This is a genomic window from Paracoccaceae bacterium (assembly GCA_019454225.1).
Classification (GTDB): domain Bacteria; phylum Pseudomonadota; class Alphaproteobacteria; order Rhodobacterales; family Rhodobacteraceae.
On sequence record CP075370.1, the window covers coordinates 344,627 to 366,465 of the forward strand.

Here is a 21,839-nt window from a genome sequence, read left to right on the forward strand (position 1 = left end):
CCCGGCCACAGGCAAGGTCAGGACATGAAACTCAGCACGCGCGAGGATATCGAGGCGCCCATCGGCTTTGTCTATGCGGCGCTTGCGGATGCCGACCACTGGGAACGTGCCGCGCTGCGCCGGGGCGCCGAGGTGCGGCGCTTGGACACCGCGCCCGTTCCGGGCCCGGGCAGCACATGGGAGGTGGGCTTTGCCTATCGCGGCCGCCCGATGAAGGTGAACCTGCGGGTTGCAGACCTGCAGCCGCCCACCCGCATGGAGTTCGCGGGAACCGGCGACATGGTGCAGGGAACCCTGTCGGTCGATCTGGTCGAAATGGGGCCAAAGCGCACCCGCATCGTCGTCGGTGTCGAGATCAAGCCGCAGACGCTGGCGGCGCGCCTGTTCCTTCAGACCCTGAAACTGGCGCGAAAGCGGGTGGAGCAGCGATTCGAGATGCGGATGGGCCAACTGGCCGCCACGGTGCAGGAACGCTATCGCCAGAGCCGCCCGCGCTGACACCGCCCGTCAGGCACGGCGCGGATCGGCCGGATAGACGCCAAGGATCGTGCGTTCCGAGGTGAAGAACGTCAGTTCGTCGAGCGCCCGCTGCACCGGCGCGTCTTCGGGGTGGCCCTCGATATCGGCATAGAACTCGGTCGCGGTGAACGATCCACCGACCATGTAGCTTTCCAGCTTGGTCATGTTGACGCCGTTGGTGGCAAAACCGCCGAGCGCCTTGTAGAGCGCGGCAGGAATGTTGCGGACGCGGAAGGTGAAGGTGGTGACCATCTTGCCGGGTCCGCGCCGCGTGAAGTCGGGCGTCCGCGACATGACAAGGAACCGGGTGGTGTTGTTCGACTGGTCCTCGATCTGTCGGGCAAGAACGTCGAGACCGTAGATCTCCCCCGCGAGTTCCGACGCAAGGGCGCCAAGCGTGGGATCGCCCCGTTCCGCAACCACCTTGGCCGATCCGGCCGTATCGGCGCCCGTGACAGCGCGCAGACCGTGTTCCTTCAGGAAGCCCCGGCACTGGCCCAGCAGAACCGTATGGCTCATCGCCGCCTTCACGTCGCCGATCGGGGTGCCGCGAATGCCAAGCAGGTTGATGTGGACGCGCACGAATGCCTCGTCCACGATGTAGAGGCCAGAGCCGGGCAGAAGGGAATGGATGTCGGCAACCCGGCCATAGGTCGAATTCTCGACCGGCAGCATGGCCAGGTCGGTCTCGCCCGATCTGCAGGCTTCGATTGCGTCCTCGAAGGTGCGGCATGGCACGGCCTCCATCCCGGGACGCGCCTCGCGGCAGGCCTGGTGGGAATAGGCGCCCAGTTCGCCCTGGAATGCGATGCGGCGGGTTTCTGGGGCGGTCATCTGGGGCCTCGTCGGGTGGATCAGGGCAGAAGGGCAATCGGTCGCGGCACTACACCTTGAACCCGGAGGGTGGAAGCGGGTAGAAGCGCGCGGGAATTGACGCAAGGCAGGGCGCGACATGTTCGACACGATGACGGTGACCAAGGTTCTGGGTGCAACCTGCGGCTCGCTTCTGGTGTTCCTGCTGGGCGCCTGGGCGGCCGAGACGATCTATCACGTAGGCGGTGACGGCCATGGCGAGGTGACGCAGGCCTATGTCATCGACACGGGCGTTGAGGAAACCGACGCCGCTCCGGCGGAAACGGTGGACTTTGACGCGCTTCTCGCCGCCGCCGATGTCGGCGCGGGCGAGCGGGCGTTCTCGAAGTGCCGCGCATGCCACAAGATGGACGGCACCGATGGAACCGGGCCGCACCTGAACGGCATCGTCAACAAGGCCAAGGCCGCATCGGCGGGCTTTGCCTATTCGGCGGTTCTGGCCGGGATGTCGGCGGACACCTGGACGCCGGAGAACCTGGATGCCTTCCTGACCAACCCGCGCGGCTATGCGCCCGGCACCAAGATGAGCTTTGCCGGCCTGCCGAACCCGACCGAACGGGCGAACCTGATCGCCTGGCTGGCCACCAGCCAGTAATCCTGCCGACCAGCACCACCGATGGCCTGCATTCATGACCTGAATGCAGGCCTTTCCCGTGCGCGCCGCTTGCAGCAGGCCAGAAAACCGGCACGCGGGGCCGCATCCGCTCAAATTCGCGCAATCGTGGCTTGAGGCATCGACAGCGCGCGCTTACGCATCATCATTGCGGAGCGGCAGCGGAAACGCGAGGAGGCGGCGGATGGCGGACAGGCAAGGCGCGGTGCGTGTGATGACGGCAGACGGCGCGGCAAGACGCATCTGTCTTGCGACCGGCCTCGGGCTTGCGCTGATCGGTGCTTCGGCGACGCTGGCACGCGGACAGGACCTGACCGTTTCGCATGGCTATTCGAGCTTTGGTGAACTCAGGTACCCCGCCGACTTCCCGCACCTTGACTATGTGAACCCCGACGCACCGAAGGGCGGAGAGATCTCGATCTGGAGCCAGGGGAACTTCGACAGCTTCAACCAGTATGCCCGCGAGGGCGTGCCGGCGGCGCTGAACACCATCGGCTCGGAATCGATCCTGACCAGCACCGCCGACGATCCCTATGGCGCCTACTGCTTTCTCTGCACGACACTGGAATACCCTGCCGACCTGTCCTTCGTGACCTTCAACCTGCGCGATGACGTGCGGTTTTCCGATGGTTCGCCGATGACGGCCGATGACGTGGCCTACAGCTTCGACCTGTTCCAGACCCAGGGCATTCCCGAATACCGCCGGATCGTCGAGGGCTTCATCGACGCGGTCGAGGTCGAAGGCCCCTACCGGATCACCTTCCGCTTCAACGCCGAGGCGCCGGTACGCGACCGGGTGGGTTTTGCCGGAGGAACGCCCGTATTCTCGAAGGCCTGGTTCGAAAGCACCGGCACGCGCCTTGACCGGTCGTCGCAGCGGCCCTTCATGTCGACCGGCGCCTATGTGCTGGACAGCTTCGACTTCAACCGCCAGGTCATCTACGCCCGGAACCCCGACTACTGGGGCAATGACATTCCGTTCAGCCGAGGCCGCAACAATTTCGACCGCATCCGAGTGGAGTACTTTGCCGACAGCAACGCGGCTTTCGAGGGGTTCAAGGCGGGCATCTATACCTTCCGCACTGAAAATTCCGCTCAGGACTGGGCCACGGGATACAACTTTCCCGCGATCCAGCGTGGCTGGGTAGTGAAGAAGGGTATTCCGTCGGGTGATGTCGCGACACGCCTGTCCTGGGTCTTCAACCTCGACCGCCCGCGCTGGCAGGACCCCCGGCTGCGCCGTGCCATCGCGACAATGTTCAACTTCGAATGGTCGAACGCCTCGCTCTACTACGATCTCTACAAGCGTCCGGTGTCGTTCTGGTCGGGCACCGATCTTGCAGCGACCGGTGTTCCCGGCCCGGAAGAAGCCGCGCTGCTGCAACCGCTGGTGGCCGAGGGACTGCTGCCCGAAAGCATCCTGACGGATGAAGCCGCGGTGCCGCCGGTGCATGAGCCGGGCGCAAACCTGCCTCCGCGCGCAGCGCGCCGCACCGCTGGCGCGCTTCTGGACGAAGCCGGCTGGCCGGCTGGAAACGACGGCATTCGGCGGAACGCCGCGGGCGAGGTCCTGACGCTGCGGATCATCCAGTTCAACCCGCTGTTCAACCGTGTGGTGAACCCGTTCATCGAGAACCTGAAGGAACTGGGCATCGACGCCAGCATGCAGCTTCTGGACACGGCGGCCTATGTCGAGCGTCGCCGCCGGGGCGACTTCGACATGACCTATCAGGGTTTCGACATGCCGTTCGAGCCCTCGATCGGGCTGGAGCAGTGGTTCGCGTCGAAGACGGCCGATGACAGTTCGCGCAACCTGATGCGGCTGCGCAATCCGGCGGTGGACCGGCTGATCCGCAACGTGATCGACGCCGAGACGCTTGATGGACTCAAGACGGCGGTGCGGGCGGTGGACCGGGTGCTGCGCACCATCGAGTTTGACATCCCGATCTACTACAACCCCGATACCTGGGTCGCCTACTACGACATGTACCGCCACCCGGAGCCGCTGCCGCCGCTGGCGGTCGGGCAACTCGACTTCTGGTGGTTCGACGCCGAGGCCGCGGCGCGGCTGCGCGCCGCCGGCGCGTTCTGATCCCGGGGCGGGGCTTTGGGCGCCTACATCCTGCGCAGGCTGATGCTGGTGATCCCGACGGTGTTCGGGATCATGCTGATCAACTTCACGCTCACCCAGTTCGTGCCGGGCGGGCCGATCGAGCAGATCATCGCGCGGATGGAAGGCTCCGGCGACGTGTTCGCGGGCATCTCGGGCGGGGGCGACGGGTTGCCGATGGGCGACCAGGGCGCAGGCAGCGGCGGCGCGAACGACCGTTACCTGGGCTCGCGTGGCCTGCCGCCCGACTTCATCGCCGAGCTGGAACGCGAATTCGGCTTCGACAAGCCGCCGGCCGAGCGCTTCCTGAACATGATGTGGAACTACATCCGCCTCGACTTCGGCGACAGCTATTTCCGGTCGATCTCGGTTCTGGACCTCGTGCTGGAAAAGATGCCCGTCTCGATCACGCTTGGCCTTTGGTCGACGCTGATCGCCTATCTGGTCTCGATCCCGCTGGGCATCCGCAAGGCGGTTCGCGACGGCACGCCCTTCGACACCTGGACCAGCGGGGCGATCATCGTGGGTTATGCCATTCCCGGGTTCCTGTTCGCCATCCTGCTGCTCGTCCTGTTCGCGGGCGGTTCCTATCTGCGCTGGTTCCCGCTGCGTGGCCTGACAAGCGACAACTGGGAAACGCTCAGCTTGGGCGGAAAGATCGTGGACTACCTGTGGCACATCACGCTGCCGGTGATCGCCTCGACCATATCATCCTTTGCGACACTGACACTGCTCACCAAGAATTCGTTCCTGGACGAGATCAAGAAGCAATACGTCGTCACCGCCCGCGCCAAGGGCCTGACCGAGTCGCGGGTTCTGTATGGCCATGTCTTCCGCAATGCCATGCTGATCGTCATCGCCAGCTTTCCGGCGGTCTTCGTCAGCGTGTTCTTCGGCGGGTCCGTGATCATCGAGACGATATTCTCGCTCGACGGGCTGGGCCGGCTGGGGTTCGAGGCGGCGGTGTCGCGCGACTACCCGGTGATCTTCGGCACCCTGTTCGTCTTTGGCCTGATGGGCCTGCTCATGGGGATCCTGTCGGACCTGATGTATGTCTGGATCGACCCGCGCATCGACTTCGAGCGGAGGGGCTAGGTGATCCGCCTGTCGCCGCTCAATCAGCGCCGCTGGCGCAACTTCCGGGCCAACCGCCGCGCCTTCTGGTCATTGTGGATTTTCTCGGTGCTGTTCGGCCTGTCGCTCTGCGCCGAGCTGATCGCCAACGACAAGCCGCTGCTCGTCCGGTATCAGGGCGAATTCTACACGCCGATCTTCCGGTTCTATCCGGAAACCGCCTTCGGCGGCGATTTCCGCACCGAGGCGAAATACAAGGATCCCGAAGTGCAATGCCTGATCCGTTCCGGCGGGGTCGAGGCCTGCCTGGACGACCCCGCGGGCACCACTGCGGCGATCGCCGCCGGACAGGTCGAGGGCGTCACGCCGGGCTGGATTGTCTGGCCGCCGATCCCGGCGAAGTACAACACGATCAACGACATCGGGCGCGCCGCACCGTCGCCGCCGGACCCGACGCATATCCTTGGCACCGACGACACCGCGCGCGACGTGGCCGCGCGCGTCATCTATGGCTTCCGCACCTCGGTCAGCTTCGCGCTGATCGTGACGGCGCTGACATCGCTGATCGGTGTCGCGGCCGGGGCGGTGCAGGGCTATTTCGGCGGTCTTGTGGACCTGTTCTTCCAGCGGGTGATCGAGTTGTGGGGTGCGACCCCGAGCCTTTACATCATCATCATCGTGGCGGCGGTGATCCCGATGAACTTCTGGCTGCTGGTCGGCCTGTCGGTGTTCTTCGGCTGGACCGCGCTCGTGGGCGTTGTCAGGGCCGAGTTCCTGCGGGCGCGAAACTTCGAATATGTGCGGGCGGCGCGGGCGCTAGGGGTCAGTGACCGGGTCATCATGTTCCGCCACGTCCTGCCGAACGCCATGGTCGCCACGCTGACCCTGCTGCCCTTCATCATCACAGGTGCCATCGCGTCGCTGGCCGCGCTCGATTTTCTCGGCTTCGGTCTGCCGTCCTCGGCACCGTCGCTTGGGGAGCTGACGCTTCAGGCCAAGCAGAACCTGCAGGCACCCTGGCTTGCCTTTGCCGCCTTCTTTACCTTTGCGATCATGCTGTCGCTGCTGGTGTTCATCTTCGAGGGCGTCCGCGACGCCTTTGACCCGCGAAAGACATTCAGGTGACCGGCCAGGATCACGTTCTTCGGGTTTGCGACCTGACGGTGCGCTTCCGCCAGGACGGCCGCGTGACCGAGGCGGTCCGCAGTGTGTCGTTCGAGGTCGGCAGGGGCGAGACTGTTGCGATCGTGGGGGAATCCGGTTCGGGCAAGTCGGTCACGGCCCTGTCGACGGTGGCGCTGCTGCCTGATGCGGCCGAGGTTGCCGGATCGGTCACCTACAACGGCACCGAGATGATAGGCGCCGATGCGGCCGCCCTGCGACGGGTGCGTGGCAATGATATCAGCTTCATCTTCCAGGAGCCGATGACATCGCTCAACCCGCTGCACACGGTCGAGAAGCAGCTGGCCGAAAGTCTGGCGCTGCACCAGGGGCTGAGCGGGGCAGCGGCACGGGTCCGCATCCTCGACCTGCTGGCAAAGGTCGGCATCCGCGATGCCGAAAGCCGCCTCGGCGCCTATCCGCACGAGCTGTCGGGCGGTCAGCGGCAGCGCGTGATGATCGCCATGGCCCTGGCCAACGGGCCGGAACTGCTGATCGCGGACGAACCGACAACCGCGCTTGACGTCACGATCCAGGCACAGATCCTGGATCTTCTGGCCGACCTGAAGCGGTCCGAAGGGCTCAGCCTGCTGTTCATCACCCACGACCTGACCATCGTGCGCCGGATCGCCGACCGGGTCTGCGTGATGCAGGCCGGCGAGATCGTGGAGCAGGGCACCACCGAGCGGGTCTTTGGCGATCCGCAGCATCCCTACACGCGCAAGCTTCTGGGGGCCGAACCCAAGGGGCAACCCAACCCCGTGCCGCCGGATGCCCCGGTGGTGGTGGAAACCGATGCGCTGCGCGTCTGGTTTCCGATCAAGACCGGGCTTCTGCGGCGCGTGACGGGCCATATCAAGGCGGTGAACGCGGCCAGCCTGACAGTCCGGGCAGGAGAGACGCTGGGCATTGTCGGGGAAAGCGGATCGGGCAAGACGACGCTGGCACTGGGCATCCTGCGGCTGATCGCGTCCGAGGGGCCGATCACCTTTGGCGGGCACCGCATCGACGGGCTGAACCCCGCCCAGATGCGACCGCTGCGGCGCGACATGCAGGTGGTCTTCCAGGACCCCTACGGAAGCCTGTCGCCCCGCATGACCGTGCAGGAGATCATCGCCGAAGGACTGGGCGTTCACGGCGTCGACGCCGGGCGCAACCGTCGCGACATGGTGGCCGAGATCATGGCCGAGGTCGGCCTCGACCCTGCGATGATGGGTCGCTATCCGCATGAATTCTCGGGCGGCCAGCGGCAGCGGATTGCCATCGCGCGGGCGATGATCCTGCGGCCCCGGCTGGTGCTGCTGGATGAGCCGACAAGCGCGCTCGACATGACGGTGCAGGTGCAGATCGTCGATCTTCTGCGCGACCTGCAGCGCCGGCATGACCTTGCCTACCTGTTCATCAGCCACGACCTGCGGGTGGTGCGCGCGCTGTCGCACAAGGTGATCGTGATGAAGGCCGGCGATGTGGTCGAGGCAGGCGAGGCGGCGGATGTCTTTGGCGCCCCGCAATCGGCCTATACCCGGGAACTGCTGCGCGCCGCCTTTGGCCAGGTCGAGGCGGTGGCGTGAAGATACTGTTCGTGCATCAGAATTTTCCGGGCCAGTTTCCGCATCTGGCTCCGGCCCTGAAGGCGCGGGGGCACGAGGTGCGCGCGTTGACCGATATGCGGAACACCAGGCCCAGTCCGGTTCCGGTGATGAAGTACCGCCATGACGCGGCGCCGCCGGACCCGGCCGCCTGCCGTCTGGGGCGCAACTTCACGCAGATGTCGGACCGGGGCGTGACGGTTGCGCGCGCCGCGCTTTCGCTGCGTGAAAAGGGCTATGTGCCCGATGTCGTGTTCGGCCATAGCGGGTGGGGCGAAACGCTGTTTCTGAAAGAGATCTGGCCCGCCGCCCGGCATCTTGTCTATGCCGAATACTACTACCGCGGGATCGGGCAGGACGTGGGGTTCGACCCGGAGTTCGACGGCACCCACGCCAGCAACATCGACCCCCTGATGATCGCGCAGGCCCGGGCGGCGCACCTGGGGCAGGCGCTGCTGCATGCGGATGCCGCAGTCTCGCCGACCTTCTGGCAGGCCGACAGCCACCCCCCCGCCCTGCGGTCGCGGATCAGCGTGATCTTCGACGGCATCGACACCGCCACCGTTGCCCCGAACCCGGAGGCCGCAGTGACCTTGCCGGGCGGCCTGGTCATCCGGGCAGGGGACGAGGTGCTGACCTTCGTCAACCGCAACCTGGAACCCTATCGCGGCTATCATGTCTTCATGCGGGCCCTGCCTGCGGTCATGGCGGCGCGGCCCGGCGCGCAGGTGGTGATCGTCGGCGGAGACGAGGTCAGCTATGGTCGGCCCGCGCCGTCGGGCACGACCTGGAAGTCATTGTTCCTGAAAGAGGTTGAGGGAAGGATTGACCTGTCGCGGGTACATTTCCTGGGGCGCGTGCCCTATCCGACCTTTGTCGCCCTGATGCAGCTGACCCGGGTGCATGCCTATCTGACCTATCCCTTCGTCCTGTCATGGTCGATGCTGGAAGCGATGAGTGCGGGGGCACTGGTCGTGGGGTCGTCCACGCCGCCGGTGCGCGAGGTCATCGCCGACGGGGTCAACGGGCGGCTGGTGGATTTCTTCGACGTCGCGGGATGGTCCGCCGCGCTGACCGAGGCGCTGGCGGAACCCGCGCGGTTCGACCCGCTGCGGCAGGCGGCGCGTGCAACGGTGCTGGAGCGCTATGACCTGCGCGGCATCTGCCTGCCGCAGATGATCGCCTTTGCCGAAGGCACGGCCCGCTGAGCCCGGTCAGATTGCTGCGGAATGCTGGGCCCTGGCGTTGTCATAGGCATCGAAGGCGCGGGCGATCATGCGGGTCAGCGGGCGCCCCTGCGGCGGGATCGACAGACCCCGGTCGTCAAGCGCCACCATCGTTCCAAAGCTGTCGCGCACCTCGCGGAACAACGCCAGCACGCGGTCGCGGCTGGCCCCGTGGTTTTCCACAAGATCCTGAATCTCCACGCGGAAATCACACATCAGCGCCTCGATGATCCTGGCGCGCCAATGATCCTCGGCGGTGAACACATGGCCGCGATGGGTCGAGAATCGACCATCGCGGATCGCCTTGGTATGGTCCGAGGTGCCGCTTGCATTCTGCGCGTAACCTTTCGGAAAGCGCGAGATCGACGAGGCACCAAGCCCGATCAGGGTGGGTGCGGTATCGTCGGTGTAGCCCTGGAAGTTCCGCCGGAGCCGCCCGGCGGCAAGGGCCTGTGCCAGACCATCCTCGGGCCGGGCGAAATGGTCGATGCCGATTTCGGCGTATCCGTCCCAGACGAACAGTTCGCGCGCGGTCTCGAACAGGGCCAGCCGTTCCTCGGGCGTGGGCATGGCATCCGAGGGGATCATCTGCTGGCGGCGGCTCATCCACGGGACGTGGGCATAGCCGTAAAGCGCCACGCGATCGGGTGACAGGGTCAGAAGTTTCTGAACAGACTGGGAAATCCTTGTCCGGGTCTGATGCGGCAGGCCATAGAGGATATCGGCGTTGAGGCTGGCAATGCCACGGTCGCGGATTGTCTCGGCCACCCGGCGGGTCAGGTCATAGGGCTGTTCGCGGCCGATGGCCTTCTGAATCTCGGGGTCGAAATCCTGCACCCCGATCGAGGCGCGGGTCATGCCGGCCGCGACAAGGGCATCCAGCCGCGGTTCGTCGATCTCGCAGGGGTCGATCTCGACCGAGAACTCGGCACCCGGGCGGGGTGGAACCGCCTCGAACACCGCACCGGCAAGGCGGCGGATCAGGTCGGGCGACAGGAGCGTGGGCGTGCCGCCGCCCCAGTGCAGGCGGGACAGGCCGACACCAGGCGGCAGGTGACGGCGCAGGATCGCGATCTCGGACAGCAGCGTTTGGGCATAGGCCAGCACCGGCGCATCCGAGGATGTGCCCTGCGTGCGGCAGGCGCAGAACCAGCACAGCCTGCGGCAGAACGGGACATGCAGGTAGACCGACACCGTGGAACCCGGTGCAAGCCCTTCGATCCACTGCGTAAACAGGTCAGGGCCCACGCCCGCGCCGAAATGGGGGGCGGTGGGATAACTGGTATAGCGGGGCACCCGCGCGTCAAAAAGACCGTGGCGGCGGAGGTCGGATTCCTGTTTCATGGGCGGAGATTGCCGCCTGTTCCGAAGGGCGGCCTTGATGCAGATCAAGCGAGGGGATGGCTGGATGTCGGCACAGGATTTTCACGCGCTGACACAGGATTGCAGCGGCTGCCCGATCCGGCATCGGGCGGTCTGCGCGCGGTGCGAGGCGGATGAACTCGTGCGGCTGGAGCAGATCAAGTACTACCGCAGCTTCCAGGCGGGGCAGACGGTGATCTGGTCGGGCGACCGGATGGATTTCGTGGCCAGCGTGGTGACGGGGATCGCCACGCTGACACAGACCATGGAGGACGGACGGCGGCAGATGGTGGGGCTATTGCTGCCGTCGGATTTCGTGGGGCGGCCGGGGCGGCCGACTGCGGCCTATGACGTGACGGCGACCACCGATCTGGTGATGTGCTGCTTCCGCAAAAAGCCGTTTGAGGACATGATGTTGGCGACCCCGCACATCGCCCAGCGGCTGCTGGAGATGACGCTGGACGAACTGGATGCGGCGCGGGAATGGATGCTGCTTCTGGGTCGCAAGACGGCGCGCGAGAAGATCGCGAGCCTTCTGTCGATCATCGCGCGGCGGGACGCATCGCTGCAGCTGAAGGCGGCGAAGGGGTCGATCACCTTCGACCTGCCGCTGACCCGCGAGGAGATGGCCGACTATCTGGGCCTGACGCTGGAGACGGTCAGCCGCCAGATGACCGCGCTGCGCAAGGACGGGGTGATCGTGCTGGAGAGCAAGCGGCACGTGAAGGTGCCAAGCTTCGACCGGCTGATGGAGGAGACCGGGGACGACAGCGATGGCGGTTTCCTGAACTGACGGCGCGAATCAGGTTAATGCGTTGAAGCCGCTGGCGATTGGCGGGCTGGCCTGCGTCTGGCTCACGTCTGGCAGGCGTATGGCATCCGTCCCGACACTGCGCGCCCGGACAAGCAGGTTAACGCAACGCGCGGCCCCGCCCTGTCAGCCGTCCGACAGCGCCGCCCTTGCCCGGGCAGAGGCGTGGAGGATGCCCCGTTCCAGAAGGTCGCCCGCGCCGCGCCATGCCAGCGGCCGGGCGGGCGCGATGCGGAAATCGTCATCCCTGGCGGCCAGCAGGCGGCGGGCATCCTCGGCATGGTCCCAGGTGGCGGCGGCGACGCTGCGGCGGTCACGTTCGCGCCAGGGGCCGGCAAGCTTGTAGTGCCGCAGCGCGATGGTGGTGTCGGACAGCCGCACGCGGCTGGCGGCATGCGGGTGGGTCATCAGATCGACGCCCGGCACATTGCGCACGAGGCTGTGCTTGGACAGGAACGGGGTTTCGCCGAACACCTCGGACCGCAACCCGCCCTGCAGGAACATCACGCCGGGATCGTCGCAGATGTTGTCGCGCAGGAACCAGTGAAACCCGATGCGGGTTGCATCGTGATAGGCGATGCGCTCTAGCGCGTCCGCCGACCAGAACCGGCAGGCATCCACCGCGCGGTCATAGGCCATGCCGGCCTGCGCGGCGTAGGGCCCGGGCGCGAATAGGTCGATCATCTGGCCGAGGATCGCGGTGTGGCCCTGCGCATTCGCATAGCGCAGCAGACCCGGCAGGTCGCCCAGCGGCAGTTCGGCCATCTCGTCGGCGTCGGCGAACAGCACCCAGCCGCCGCGCAGCACCCGCGCCGCGGCCCGGGCACGCAGCGCCACCTCGTGCCGCCGGGCGGGCAGCGTGTTGCGCAGCACCGTGACGCCCGCAAAGCCGCGCGCGATGTCGACCGTGGCATCGGTGGACCCGTTGTCCACCAGAACCACGTGGGCGACGCCAAGCGCCTGATGGTGCGAAAGGAAGGGATGCAGGAACCATTCCGCATCGCGGACAAGCGTCACGAGTGCAGCCTGGTCGTCCCGCAGCGTCACGCGGGCGGGACCGTGGAGGTGGCGGAAGGCGGCGGCCACCGCCAGCCGGTCGCGCATGATGCCGGCCCGTCGCGATACGGCAGCGGCGATGCGCGAGAACGGCCGTGTCATGGCGCGGCCGCCCGCGTCACGCCCGCTTTCCCACCACGGCGACGCCCAGAACCTCTAGCACCTTCGCCTCGATCCGGGCCGCGTCAAGGCCCGCCGTGCGATACATGGCGTCGGGGCTGGCCTGGTCGATGAAGATGTCGGGCAGGACCATGCTGCGGAAGCGCAGGCCACGGTCAAGGACGCCCTCTTCCGCCAGGAGCTGCACGACATGGCTGCCGAAACCGCCGATGGCGCCTTCCTCGATGGTGATCAGCGCCTCGTGGTGGCGGGCGAGGTTCAGGATCATGTCGCGGTCGAGCGGCTTGGCAAAGCGGGCATCGGCCACGGTGGGGGGCAGGCCGCGCGCCGCCAGCGATTCCGCGGCGCGCAGCGTTTCCGCAAGCCGGGTGCCGAAGGACAGCAGCGCAACCCGGGCGCCTTCGCGGACAAGGCGGCCGCGACCGATGGCCAGGGGCGTGCCACGTGCCGGCAGCTCGACGCCTTCGCCTTCGCCGCGGGGGTAGCGGAAGGCGATGGGTCCGTCGTCATGCGCCGCGGCAGTGGCCACCATGTGCACCAGTTCGGCCTCGTCCGCGGCGGCCATGACGGTGAAACCCGGCAGGTTCGACAGGAAGGCGGTATCGAACGCCCCGGCATGGGTGGCGCCATCGGCACCCACGAGGCCCGCACGGTCGATGGCAAAGCGGACCGGCAGGCGCTGGATCGCCACGTCATGCACGACCTGATCGTAGCCGCGCTGCAGGAAGGTGGAATAGATCGCGCAGAAGGGGCGCAGGCCACCGGCCGCCAGCCCTGCCGAAAAGGTCACGGCATGCTGTTCGGCAATGCCCACGTCGAAGCACCGGCGTGGAAAACGGTCGGCGAACAGGTTCAGGCCGGTGCCGTCGGGCATCGCCGCCGTGACCGCGACGATGCGTTCGTCCTGTTCGGCCTCGGCCACCAGGGCCTGTGCGAAGACCTTGGTATAGGCGGGGGCGTTCGACGGCGCCTTGGCCTGGACGCCCGTCAGCACGTCGAAGCGACCGGTGGCATGGCCCCGGTCGCGCGCGCCCTCGGCCGGGGCGTAGCCCTTGCCCTTCTTCGTCAGCACATGGATCAGCACCGGGCCGGTGGCGCGGGCGCGGGCCGCCCGCAGCACCGGCAGAAGCTGGTCGAGATCATGGCCGTCGACCGGACCGATGTAGGAGAACCCCAGCGATTCGAACAGCGTGCCGCCCTTGGCCAGACCCTTCAGCGCCTCTTTCGCACGCAGGGCGCCTTCGCGCAGGGGTGGCGGCAGAAGGCTGGCGGCACCCTGGGCCACCGCCTTGAGCTGGTCGAAGGGGCCTTCGGCGTAGAGCCGGGTCAGATAGCTGGACAGGGCGCCGACGGGCGGGGCGATCGACATCTCGTTGTCGTTCAGGATGACGAACAGGCGGTGCTTCAGGTGGCCTGCGTTGTTCATCGCCTCGAAGGCCATGCCCGCGCTCATCGCGCCGTCGCCGATCACGGCGATGGCGTCACCGGGGCTGCCGCCGAGATCCGCGGCCATGGCAAAGCCGAGCGCCGCGCTGATCGAGGTCGAGGAATGGGCGGCACCGAAGGGGTCGTAGGGCGATTCGGACCGTTTGGTGAACCCTGACAGGCCGCCTTCGGTCCGCAGGGTGCGGATGCGGCCGCGCCGTCCGGTCAGGATCTTGTGGGGATAGCACTGGTGGCCGACATCCCAGATCAGCTTGTCGCGGGGCGTGTCAAAGACGGCGTGGATGGCGACGGTCAGTTCCACCACGCCCAGCCCGGCGCCCAGATGCCCGCCGGTCACGGAGACGGCGCTGATGGTCTCGGCGCGCAGTTCGTCGGCGACCTGGCGCAGCTCGCGGTCGGAGAGGCGGCGCAGGTCGGCTGGCTGCGTCACCCGGTCGAGCAGGGGCGTGGCGGGCTGGTCTGTCATGGCGTCCTCAGCGGTCGCGCGCGACGACGTAGCGCGCGGCCTCCTTCAGGGTTTCGGCACGGGGGCCATAGGGGGCAAGGGCGGCGCATGCGGCATCCGCCAGATCGGCCGCGCGGGCACGCGCGCCGAGCAGGCCGAGATGCGAGACGAAGGTCGCCTTGCCCGCCCCCGCGTCCTTGCCCGCCCGCTTGCCCATCGCAGCCTCGTCGCCCACGGCGTCCAAGATGTCGTCGGCGATCTGGAAGGCGAGGCCGAGCGCTGCGGCATAGTCCCGCAGGGGGGCGGGATCGGCACCCGCGAGGATCGCGCCGGCCGTTCCGGCCCAGCCGATCAGGGCGCCGGTCTTGCCGGCCTGAAGCCGTTCGATCTGCGGCAGGGTCAGGGGTTCGGCGGCGGTTTCGGCGGCGATGTCCATCGCCTGCCCGCCGACCATGCCCGATACCCCGGCGGCGCGTGCAAGACCCGCGACCAGGGCGATGCGCACCTCGGCCGGGCCGAGCGCGGGGTCGGCCAGCAGTTCGAACGCAAGCGCCTGCAAGGCATCGCCTGCAAGGACGGCCGTGGCCTCGTCCCATCTGACATGGACGGTGGGCAGGCCGCGGCGCAGGTCGTCGTCATCCATGCAGGGCAGATCGTCATGGACGAGACTGTAGGCGTGAAGCGCCTCGATCGCGGCTGCGGCGGCCACGGCGCGGTCGGGGGGCAGGCCGTGCAGCGCCGCGCCCTCGATCACCAGGAATCCGCGGATGCCCTTGCCGCCGGACAGCGCATAGCGCATCGCCTGCGCCACCGGCGGCTCGCCCGCATCGGCAAGCGCCGCCGTCAGGCGCGACGCGACGGCGGCCCGGGCCGCCGCGAGCGCGTCGGGGAATGTCACAGCCCCTCCGCGGGTGTGGTGCCCACGGCGCGGCCCTCCTGCGCGCGGATCAGTTCGACCTTTTCCTCGGCCTCTTTCAGCCGCGCCTCGCAATGCGCCTTGAGCGCCGCGCCGCGCTCATAAAGCGCTATCGAGGCATCCAGCGCCACGTCGCCGCGCTCAAGCTGGGCCACCACGGATTCGAGCGCGGCCATCGCGGCCTCGAAGGTCATCTCGGCAATCGGCGTGTCGGTCAACGGCCCCGCTCCCTCAGTCTGTCCACGTGGGCGGCGGTGCTGGCCGCCAGTGCGGGCAGATCATATCCGCCCTCCAGCGACGATACCACCCGGCCGCCGCAGACCCCATCGGCCAGATCGCAGATCGCATCGGTCAGCCAGGCGAAATCCTCGGTGCCCCAGGCCAGGCCGCCCAGCGGATCGTCGGCATGGGCATCGAACCCGGCAGAGACAAGGATCAGGTCGGGCGCGAAGGCGCGGGCGCGGTCGAGGATGGCACCCCAGGCGGCACGCATCTGGGCGCTGCCGCTGCCGGGACGCAGGGGGACGTTCATCACCTGCCCATGCGCGCCGGTTTCCGACGGATCGCCGGTGCCGGGGTAGAGCGGCATCTGGTGCGACGAGGCGAAGAAGGCGCGCGGTTCGTCCCACAGCAGATCCTGCGTGCCATTGCCATGGTGCACGTCGAAGTCGAGCACCGCGACACGCCCTGCGCCGTGATGGTCGAGCGCGCGCATCGCGCCCACGGCGACCGACCCGAACAGGCAGAAGCCCATGGCGGCTTCACGCTCGGCATGATGTCCCGGGGGCCGGGCGGCCACGAAGGCGTTGGCGGCATCGCCCGCCATCACCGCATCGACCGCGGCGACCACCCCGCCCGCCCCGCGCAGCGCCGCCGCCAGCGAACCGGGCGCCAGATAGGTATCGCCATCCAGCATCGCCCAGCCCCGGGCAGGCATCGCCCGGCGCACGCGGTCGAGGTAGCGCACGGGATGGCAGCGCAAGAGATCGGCATCCTCCGCCAGCGGCGCGGCCCGCCGGTCAAGGTCCATCCTGGCCAGCGCAGCGGCGATGGCCGCGAGGCGGGCCGCCTGTTCGGGATGGCCTGGCGGTTCGGCGTGGCCGTCGCAATCGGGGTGGGTGAAAAGCGCGGTTGTCATAGCGGTTTCCGTGTTGCGGAGGTCGGGGGGCATGCATTCGGGGCGACCGGAGCCACCCCGACCAGGGATGCCGTCGGTCCCGGGCCGGTCAGTCCGGCGCCAGCATGTAACCTTCGCCCCGCACCGTCTGCAGGTAGCGCGGCTGTTTCGGATCGGCCTCGATCTTGCGGCGGAGGCGGGTGATCTGGACATCGACGGCGCGTTCGGTGCCACGGTCGGCGCCGTCGGCCGCCCCGGCATCGCCGGCCAGCCGTTCGCGGCTGACCGGCTGGCCGGGAACGGCGGCGAAGATGCGCATCAGTTGCGCCTCGGTCGCGGTCAGGCGGATCGGGTCGGCGCCACGCCAGAGTTCGCCCCGATCGACATCGTAGCGCACGGCACCAAGATGCAGCACCTTGGGGACGGTTTCGGCGCGGGCCTGCGGGACGCGGCGCAGGATGGCGTTGATGCGCAGCAAGAGTTCCTTGGGCTCGAACGGCTTGACCAGATAGTCATCGGCACCCGCCTCGAAACCGGCGATGCGGCTGGCGGTTTCACCGCGCGCGGTCAGCAGCAGCACGGGCACCGCCGAACGGGCCCGGACCGCACGGGTGAAGGCCACGCCATCCTCGCCCGGCATCATCAGGTCGAGCACGAGAAGGTCAAAGTCGAGCCCGGCCATCAGGCGTCGCGCCTGGCCCGCGTCACGCGCGACGGTGACGAGAAAGCCGTTGCGCATCAGGAATTTCTGCAGAAGGCCCCGGATGCGTTCGTCATCGTCGACGACCAGAAGATGGGCCTGAGGATCGGGGATCATGTGCCGCCCTCCCGCAATGTCTGGTAGTGGCGGCGCATCTCGGGGTCCATCATCGCCTCGAGCACGGTGCGGAATCCCGCCACGGCCTGCGGTCCGGCGGCGCGATAGGCGGCGCGCATGCGGGCACGCTGGGCGTCTGACAGCGCACGCTCAAGCTCGGCACCGCGCGGCGTGAGATGCAGGTGGCGTTCGCGCTTGTCGTCGCGGCCGACGCGGCTTTCGACCAGGCCGTCGTCGATCAGGGTGCGCAGCACGCGGTTCAGCGACTGCTTGGTCACGCCGAGGATCGACAGCAGGTTGTTGACCGTGGTGCCGGGCGAGCGGTGGATGAAATGCACCGCGCGGTGATGTGCACGGCCATAGTCCATCCCTTCCAGGATGCGGTCGGGGTCGGCCGTGAAGCCGCGATAGGCGAAGAACATCGCCTCGATACCCTTGCGCAACTGGTCGTCCGTCAGGAACAACAGGTTTTCGCCGCCAGGACCGTCTGCCATCTGCAATCTCCCTTGGGCGCGAATTTACGTCAGCCTTGTTGACTTTCCAAGACTCAACTGCTACCTCGCCCGGGATTTGGCGCAAGATTATGTCCGCTTTGGACCTAACCGGCGCAACATCTGCAAATTCTGGCACGGGAGGGTGCGATGGCAGGCTATGACGACCGCGACGGCTTCATCTGGATGGATGGCGAACTGGTGGAGTGGCGCGCGGCCAAGGTGCATATCCTGACCCATGCGCTGCACTATGCGTCCAGCGTGTTCGAGGGCGAGCGCTGCTACAACGGGCGCATCTTCAAGAGCCGCGAGCATTCCGAGCGGCTGCGGATATCGGGCGACCTTCTGGACATGCCGCTGCCCTACAGCGTGGACGAGCTGGAGGCGGCCAAGACCGCCGTTCTCAAGGCCAACGGGCTGAGCGATGCCTATGTGCGGGCGCTGGCCTGGCGCGGCGCGGGCGAGGACATGGGCGTGGCATCGAAGCGCAACCCGATCCGGGTCGCCGTGGCCTGCTGGTCATGGGGCAACTATTACGGCGACGCCAAGATGAAGGGCGCGAAGCTCGACATCGCCAAGTGGAAGCGTCCGAGCCCCGAGACCATTCCCCATGCCGCCAAGGCGGCCGGGCTGTACATGATCTGCACGATGTCGAAGCACGCCGCCGAGGCGAAAGGGTGCAGCGACGCGATGATGATGGACTATCGCGGCTATGTGGCCGAGGCGACGGGTGCGAACATCTTCTTCGTCAAGGACGGCGAGGTGCATACGCCCAAGCCCGACGCGTTCCTGAACGGCATCACCCGCCAGACGGTCATCGGGATGCTGAAGGACATGCAGGTGAAGGTGCATGAACGGCACATCATGCCCGAGGAACTGGAAGGTTTCGAACAGTGCTGGCTGACCGGCACGGCCGCCGAGGTGACCCCGGTCGGCGAGATCGGGCCCTATCGGTTCGAGGTGGGTGCGCTCACGCAGCGCGTGGCCAGCGAGTACGAGAAGCTGGTCCGGGCCTGACCGCCGGTCGGCACCCGCCAGGCGGCTTGCGTCCCCTGGCGGGTGCCGGAGTCCTGAAGCTGGCCCCGGGGCCTGGCCTCAGGTGCTGCGCCCCCGTTCGATGCGGGCGTATTCCACCACGCGGCGGCCTTCGGCGGGCTTGAGGCGCGGCTTCTGCCACAGGCCGCGCCAGACCTGTTCTCCGCCCTCGCGGGCGATGCGCAGGAAGTGCTTCACGCGGCCGCCGTCAGACGGCGCGCGCTTGTCGGCGAGGTGACGGCTCATGGTCGGTCCTCCTTCGGTGGCTGGGAGACCGAGCCTAGCATGGAATCGTCGGCGCGGTCACGCCGCGCCGCCGCATCCCGTCAGATGACCACGGTCTCGACGACGATGTTGCCCTTGGTCGCGTTCGAATAGGGGCAGATGAAATGGCCGCGCTCGGCAATCCTTTCGGCCACGGCATGATCGACGCCGGGCATCTTCACCTCAAGCCGGACCTTCAGGCCGAAACCGCCATCGTCGCGGGGACCGATGCCGACGGTCGCGTTCACGGTGGCGTTCTCGGGCACGGTGCCCAGCTTTTCGGCCCCGGCGACATAGCGCATCGCACCCAGGTAGCAGGCCGAATAGCCCAGCGCGAAAAGCTCCTCGGGGTTGTGGCCGGCGCCCGATCCACCGAGTTCCTTGGGGCTGGCCATGGTGACGGTCAGCATGCCGCTGGTCAGTTTCGACAGGCCGTTGCGCCCGCCGCCGGTCGCCTGTGCCTCGGTCGTGTATTTCACGTCTACGGCCATCTTGCCCTCCATCGTGTGCGATATAATCGTGAGCGCGTGATATCCTGCATGCGGGTGCGGGTCAAGCCCTTGCAAGAAAATCGCACACGACTTAATCTTGCGCGATGACCGAGAATGCGCCCATGCCACCGGAGCGGATGCTGTGCTTTGCGCTGTATTCCGCCACCCATGCGATGCAGGCAGTCTATGCGCCGCTGCTGGAGCCGCTGGGGCTGACCTATCCGCAATACCTTGTCCTTTCGGCCCTCTGGCAGAAGGACGGGCAGGGCGTGGGCGAGCTGGGGCGGGGCCTTGGGCTGGAGTCGAACACGCTGACCCCGATCCTGAAGCGGATGGCGGCGGCCGGGCTCATACTGCGCGACCGCGACGCGGCGGATGAACGGCGCGTTACCGTGCGTCTGGCCGACCGTGGCGAGGCATTGCGCGCCCATGCCGGGCCGATCGCGGCCTGTGTGCGGGAGCGGACCGGGCTGGCACAGGATGCGCTGGCCGAACTTCAGACCCAGGTCAGCCGCCTGCGCGACACGCTGCGGACTCCGCCAGCCGCGTGACGGCCCAGGCGGCCGCATCGGCGACCGCGGGATCGGGATCGTGCAACAGCGCGCGGGCCGAGGGCGCAAGCGCGGGAAGCCCGGAATTTCCGATGGCATAAAGCACGTTGCGCACGAAACGGTCACGCCCGATGCGCTTGATCGGGCTGCCCGCGAAGCGGGCGCGGAACCCGGCGTCGTCAAGCGCCGCAAGCTCGGCCAGCGGGGGCGCCCCGACGCGCGCGACATAGCCCGATTGTGAAGCGGCCACCGCGAACTTGTTCCAGGGGCACACCGCGAGGCAGTCGTCGCAGCCGTAGATGCGATTTCCCATGAGCGGGCGCAGATCTGCGCTGATCGGGCCCCGGTGTTCGATGGTCAGATAGGAGATGCAGCGCCGCGCGTCCAGGACGCGGGGTGCCGGAAATGCCCGGGTCGGACAGATGTCGAGACAGGCCGTGCAGGTGCCGCAATGGTCGGTCTCGGCCCGGTCGGCGGGCAGATCGAGGGTGGTGAAGATGGCCCCCAGAAACACCCAGTTGCCGAAGCCGCGCGACAGAAGGTTCGTATGCTTGCCCTGCCAGCCCAGACCCGCCGCCTGCGCAAGCGGCTTTTCCATCACCGGGGCGGTATCGACGAACACCTTCACGCCACATCCGGTCTCGGCCACCAGCCAGCGGGCCAGATGTTTCAGGCGCTTCTTCACGAGATCGTGGTAGTCCCTGCCCTGGGCGTAGACGCTGACGGCAGCGCGGTCCGGGCGGTCCAGCACCGCGAGGGGGTCTGCATCGGGCGCATAGCTGTCGGCGAGCATGACGACCGACCGCACCTCGGGCCACATCGCACGCGGATCGGCCCGCCAGGTGGCGCGGTCGGCCATCCAGACCATCTGCCCGTTGTGCCCTGCCGCGAGCCAGTCCGCCAGCCGCGCGCCCGCTTCGGCGGCGGCATCGGGCGCACAGACGCCGCAGGCGGCAAATCCGGCTTTCCGGGCTTCTGCCTGCAACCGGTCCTTCAGGCGCGCTGCGTTCATCCTGTTCCGTTTCCCAGTTGCCGGGGCGGCCCGGACCTGACCCGCCCGGAACGTCGGTCTAGAAATCCAGGTCCGCATAATGCGCGGGCGGCGGAAAGCCCGGCACCTGATCGGCCAGCAGCGGACGGAACGACGGGCGCGACTTGACCTTGGCGTACCAGTCCTTGACGTTCGCGGACCGGTTCCAGTCCACATCCGAGATGTAGTCGAGCGACGACAGATGCGCGGCGGCGGTGAAGTCGGCCAGCGTCATCGCATCGCCAGCCAGCCAGCGCCGCTGGTCCAGCAGCCAGCTCATGTAGTCGAGGTGATACTTGATGCGGCCCGCACCCGACTTGACGTTCTTCGAATCCGGATAGCCCTGGCCCATCACCTTCTTGTGGACCCGTTCATACAGAAGCTTCGATGTCACCTCGGCATGGAACTTGTCGTCGAACCAGGCGCAGAGGCGACGCACCTCGTAGCGGGCATCGGGATCGCGGGGGATCAGCCGGGGCTCGGGGATGGTTTCGTCAAGGTATTCGCAGATCGCCTGGCTCTCGCTCATCACCTTCTGGTCGATGCGCAGGACGGGAACCTTGGCCGCCGGATTGCGGCGCAGGAAATCCGGGCTCTGTTCCCAGTAGCGCTCCTCGATCAGTTCCACTTCCTGGCGTTTTTCGGCCAGCGTCAGCCTTACCTTGCGACAGAAGGGCGACAGCGGAAAATGATAGAGGCGGATCATGTGGGGTGCCCGGGAT

At 67.4% G+C, this 21,839-nt stretch carries 23 protein-coding genes; 10 read left to right on the plus strand and 13 right to left on the minus strand.

Features of this window, described 5'->3' with window-relative positions:
• Positions 1 to 24: 24 nt before the first annotated feature.
• Positions 25 to 498 (plus strand): SRPBCC family protein, encoded by a 474-nt coding sequence (locus KF887_01665; GenBank protein ID QYK41879.1) that lies wholly within the window; start codon positions 25 to 27, stop codon positions 496 to 498.
• Between the two features lie 9 nt (positions 499 to 507).
• Here the strand turns inward: KF887_01665 and KF887_01670 are convergent, their stop codons facing one another.
• Complete coding sequence (locus tag KF887_01670) at positions 508 to 1,353, minus strand: prephenate dehydratase (protein QYK41880.1); 846 nt, start codon at positions 1,351 to 1,353, stop codon at positions 508 to 510.
• 118 nt (positions 1,354 to 1,471) lie between these two features.
• On the opposite strand from KF887_01670, the gene KF887_01675 reads away from it, so the two are divergent.
• From KF887_01675 to KF887_01700, 6 genes are all read left to right on the plus strand, one after another.
• On the plus strand, positions 1,472 to 1,987 hold the full coding sequence (locus KF887_01675; protein ID QYK41881.1) for a c-type cytochrome: 516 nt from the start codon (positions 1,472 to 1,474) through the stop codon (positions 1,985 to 1,987).
• 202 nt (positions 1,988 to 2,189) lie between these two features.
• On the plus strand, positions 2,190 to 4,097 hold the full coding sequence (locus KF887_01680) for an ABC transporter substrate-binding protein (GenBank protein QYK41882.1): 1,908 nt from the start codon (positions 2,190 to 2,192) through the stop codon (positions 4,095 to 4,097).
• Positions 4,098 to 4,112: 15 nt separating this feature from the next.
• Positions 4,113 to 5,210: a microcin C ABC transporter permease YejB gene (locus KF887_01685; protein QYK41883.1), complete on the plus strand. Its 1,098-nt coding sequence runs from the start codon at positions 4,113 to 4,115 to the stop codon at positions 5,208 to 5,210.
• Positions 5,211 to 5,213: 3 nt separating this feature from the next.
• Positions 5,214 to 6,314: an ABC transporter permease gene (locus KF887_01690; GenBank protein ID QYK43387.1), complete on the plus strand. Its 1,101-nt coding sequence runs from the start codon at positions 5,214 to 5,216 to the stop codon at positions 6,312 to 6,314.
• The gene (locus KF887_01695) at positions 6,311 to 7,921 is read left to right on the plus strand and encodes an ABC transporter ATP-binding protein (protein ID QYK41884.1); all 1,611 of its coding nucleotides are present in this window, start codon (positions 6,311 to 6,313) and stop codon (positions 7,919 to 7,921) included. The genes KF887_01690 and KF887_01695 overlap by 4 nt, the downstream gene beginning before the upstream one ends.
• Complete coding sequence (locus KF887_01700) at positions 7,918 to 9,147, plus strand: glycosyltransferase (protein ID QYK41885.1); 1,230 nt, start codon at positions 7,918 to 7,920, stop codon at positions 9,145 to 9,147. The genes KF887_01695 and KF887_01700 overlap by 4 nt, the downstream gene beginning before the upstream one ends.
• 6 nt (positions 9,148 to 9,153) lie before the next feature.
• Here the strand turns inward: KF887_01700 and hemN are convergent, their stop codons facing one another.
• Entirely contained in the window at positions 9,154 to 10,509 is a 1,356-nt protein-coding gene (gene hemN, locus KF887_01705; protein QYK41886.1) for an oxygen-independent coproporphyrinogen III oxidase, read from the minus strand.
• 64 nt (positions 10,510 to 10,573) lie between these two features.
• On the opposite strand from hemN, the gene KF887_01710 reads away from it, so the two are divergent.
• Positions 10,574 to 11,320 (plus strand): Crp/Fnr family transcriptional regulator, encoded by a 747-nt coding sequence (locus tag KF887_01710; GenBank protein QYK43388.1) that lies wholly within the window; start codon positions 10,574 to 10,576, stop codon positions 11,318 to 11,320.
• Between the two features lie 144 nt (positions 11,321 to 11,464).
• Here the strand turns inward: KF887_01710 and KF887_01715 are convergent, their stop codons facing one another.
• The 7 genes from KF887_01715 to KF887_01745 form a co-directional block, all read right to left on the minus strand.
• Entirely contained in the window at positions 11,465 to 12,496 is a 1,032-nt protein-coding gene (locus KF887_01715) for a glycosyltransferase family 2 protein (protein QYK41887.1), read from the minus strand.
• 16 nt (positions 12,497 to 12,512) lie between these two features.
• A complete protein-coding gene (dxs, locus tag KF887_01720; protein ID QYK41888.1) occupies positions 12,513 to 14,426 on the minus strand; it encodes a 1-deoxy-D-xylulose-5-phosphate synthase in 1,914 nt (637 codons plus the stop codon).
• Positions 14,427 to 14,433: 7 nt separating this feature from the next.
• Positions 14,434 to 15,303, minus strand: coding sequence for a polyprenyl synthetase family protein (locus KF887_01725; protein ID QYK41889.1), 870 nt, complete (start codon positions 15,301 to 15,303; stop codon positions 14,434 to 14,436).
• Entirely contained in the window at positions 15,300 to 15,539 is a 240-nt protein-coding gene (locus KF887_01730; protein ID QYK41890.1) for an exodeoxyribonuclease VII small subunit, read from the minus strand. The genes KF887_01725 and KF887_01730 overlap by 4 nt, the downstream gene beginning before the upstream one ends.
• Positions 15,536 to 16,459, minus strand: coding sequence for a histone deacetylase family protein (locus KF887_01735; GenBank protein ID QYK41891.1), 924 nt, complete (start codon positions 16,457 to 16,459; stop codon positions 15,536 to 15,538). The genes KF887_01730 and KF887_01735 overlap by 4 nt, the downstream gene beginning before the upstream one ends.
• Positions 16,460 to 16,547: 88 nt before the next feature.
• On the minus strand, positions 16,548 to 17,252 hold the full coding sequence (locus tag KF887_01740) for a response regulator transcription factor (protein ID QYK43389.1): 705 nt from the start codon (positions 17,250 to 17,252) through the stop codon (positions 16,548 to 16,550).
• Positions 17,252 to 17,749 (minus strand): MarR family transcriptional regulator, encoded by a 498-nt coding sequence (locus KF887_01745; protein QYK41892.1) that lies wholly within the window; start codon positions 17,747 to 17,749, stop codon positions 17,252 to 17,254. Before KF887_01745 ends, KF887_01740 begins: the two co-directional genes overlap by 1 nt.
• Before the next feature lie 147 nt (positions 17,750 to 17,896).
• On the opposite strand from KF887_01745, the gene KF887_01750 reads away from it, so the two are divergent.
• Complete coding sequence (locus tag KF887_01750) at positions 17,897 to 18,763, plus strand: branched-chain amino acid aminotransferase (GenBank protein ID QYK41893.1); 867 nt, start codon at positions 17,897 to 17,899, stop codon at positions 18,761 to 18,763.
• A gap of 78 nt (positions 18,764 to 18,841) precedes the next feature.
• Here KF887_01750 and KF887_01755 read toward each other — a convergent pair whose 3' ends face one another.
• Positions 18,842 to 19,027 (minus strand): hypothetical protein, encoded by a 186-nt coding sequence (locus KF887_01755; protein ID QYK41894.1) that lies wholly within the window; start codon positions 19,025 to 19,027, stop codon positions 18,842 to 18,844.
• 80 nt (positions 19,028 to 19,107) lie between these two features.
• Positions 19,108 to 19,536: an organic hydroperoxide resistance protein gene (locus KF887_01760; GenBank protein QYK41895.1), complete on the minus strand. Its 429-nt coding sequence runs from the start codon at positions 19,534 to 19,536 to the stop codon at positions 19,108 to 19,110.
• A gap of 137 nt (positions 19,537 to 19,673) precedes the next feature.
• Between KF887_01760 and KF887_01765 the strand changes: the two genes are divergently transcribed.
• A complete protein-coding gene (locus tag KF887_01765) occupies positions 19,674 to 20,087 on the plus strand; it encodes a MarR family transcriptional regulator (GenBank protein ID QYK43390.1) in 414 nt (137 codons plus the stop codon).
• On the opposite strand, the gene queG is transcribed toward KF887_01765, so the two are convergent.
• Complete coding sequence (gene queG, locus KF887_01770; protein QYK41896.1) at positions 20,044 to 21,099, minus strand: tRNA epoxyqueuosine(34) reductase QueG; 1,056 nt, start codon at positions 21,097 to 21,099, stop codon at positions 20,044 to 20,046. The two genes, KF887_01765 and queG, sit on opposite strands and share 44 nt — an antisense overlap.
• A 58-nt stretch (positions 21,100 to 21,157) precedes the next feature.
• On the minus strand, positions 21,158 to 21,823 hold the full coding sequence (locus tag KF887_01775; protein ID QYK41897.1) for a glutathione S-transferase family protein: 666 nt from the start codon (positions 21,821 to 21,823) through the stop codon (positions 21,158 to 21,160).
• Positions 21,824 to 21,839: the final 16 nt, after the last annotated feature.

What these genes read in the sequence shown, in the direction of transcription:
- KF887_01665 (QYK41879.1), top strand. Translation starts at nt 25, where the DNA reads ATGAAACTCAGCACGCGCGAGGATATCGAGGCGCCCATCGGCTTTGTC.
- KF887_01670 (QYK41880.1), bottom strand. Translation starts at nt 1,353, where the DNA reads ATGACCGCCCCAGAAACCCGCCGCATCGCATTCCAGGGCGAACTGGGC.
- KF887_01675 (QYK41881.1), top strand. Translation starts at nt 1,472, where the DNA reads ATGTTCGACACGATGACGGTGACCAAGGTTCTGGGTGCAACCTGCGGC.
- KF887_01680 (QYK41882.1), top strand. Translation starts at nt 2,190, where the DNA reads ATGGCGGACAGGCAAGGCGCGGTGCGTGTGATGACGGCAGACGGCGCG.
- hemN (QYK41886.1), bottom strand. Translation starts at nt 10,509, where the DNA reads ATGAAACAGGAATCCGACCTCCGCCGCCACGGTCTTTTTGACGCGCGG.
- KF887_01710 (QYK43388.1), top strand. Translation starts at nt 10,574, where the DNA reads ATGTCGGCACAGGATTTTCACGCGCTGACACAGGATTGCAGCGGCTGC.
- KF887_01715 (QYK41887.1), bottom strand. Translation starts at nt 12,496, where the DNA reads ATGACACGGCCGTTCTCGCGCATCGCCGCTGCCGTATCGCGACGGGCC.
- dxs (QYK41888.1), bottom strand. Translation starts at nt 14,426, where the DNA reads ATGACAGACCAGCCCGCCACGCCCCTGCTCGACCGGGTGACGCAGCCA.
- KF887_01735 (QYK41891.1), bottom strand. Translation starts at nt 16,459, where the DNA reads ATGACAACCGCGCTTTTCACCCACCCCGATTGCGACGGCCACGCCGAA.
- KF887_01745 (QYK41892.1), bottom strand. Translation starts at nt 17,749, where the DNA reads ATGGCAGACGGTCCTGGCGGCGAAAACCTGTTGTTCCTGACGGACGAC.
- KF887_01750 (QYK41893.1), top strand. Translation starts at nt 17,897, where the DNA reads ATGGCAGGCTATGACGACCGCGACGGCTTCATCTGGATGGATGGCGAA.
- KF887_01755 (QYK41894.1), bottom strand. Translation starts at nt 19,027, where the DNA reads ATGAGCCGTCACCTCGCCGACAAGCGCGCGCCGTCTGACGGCGGCCGC.
- KF887_01760 (QYK41895.1), bottom strand. Translation starts at nt 19,536, where the DNA reads ATGGCCGTAGACGTGAAATACACGACCGAGGCACAGGCGACCGGCGGC.
- KF887_01765 (QYK43390.1), top strand. Translation starts at nt 19,674, where the DNA reads ATGCTGTGCTTTGCGCTGTATTCCGCCACCCATGCGATGCAGGCAGTC.
- queG (QYK41896.1), bottom strand. Translation starts at nt 21,099, where the DNA reads ATGAACGCAGCGCGCCTGAAGGACCGGTTGCAGGCAGAAGCCCGGAAA.
- KF887_01775 (QYK41897.1), bottom strand. Translation starts at nt 21,823, where the DNA reads ATGATCCGCCTCTATCATTTTCCGCTGTCGCCCTTCTGTCGCAAGGTA.